The following is a 515-nucleotide window of genomic DNA, read 5'->3' as shown; positions in this document are numbered from 1 at the left end:
CTGTATGCGCAGCAGATCGTCGATACCGATCCAGACAGCACGGGTCGCCATTACGAGGTGCTGGTCAAGATGCAGGACCGCAAGGGTCAGGAACATTCCCCCGCCGCCTTCCTGCCGCTGGTCGAACGCACCAGCATGATCTGCACGATGGATGACTGGATCATCCGGCATGCGATTCTGGGTCATGCCGCCGTGCTGGCCCAGCATGACGACATCCATATCTCGCTGAACATGTCGGGGCGCACGCTGTCGGATGCGGGGTTCGGTCAGGGCATCGTGCAGATCGTGGCGCAGGCGGGCATCGATCCCGCCCGCATCCAGTTCGAGATCACCGAAACCTCGGCCATCCACGATCTGCCCAGTGCCAAGATCAATGTGCGCACCCTGCGGGATCTGGGCTGTTCGGTCGCGCTGGATGACTTCGGGGCCGGGCTGTCGGGGTTTTCCTATCTGACCGATCTGGACGTGAACTGTGTCAAGATCGATGGCGGGCTGGTGGCCAATGTCGTCTATCC

At 61.6% G+C, this 515-nt stretch carries 1 protein-coding gene; it reads left to right on the top strand.

The window, feature by feature from the left end; translation table 11 throughout:
• Positions 1–515, top strand: a 515-nt coding sequence (locus FHK88_RS04035) for an EAL domain-containing protein (protein ID WP_227429486.1), incomplete at both ends; no start/stop codon positions are given.

The sequence above is a fragment of the Psychrobacter sp. I-STPA6b genome (genome assembly GCF_020662265.1).
GTDB lineage: Bacteria > Pseudomonadota > Gammaproteobacteria > Pseudomonadales > Moraxellaceae > Psychrobacter.
This window is presented reverse-complemented; position numbering and strand designations above follow the sequence as displayed.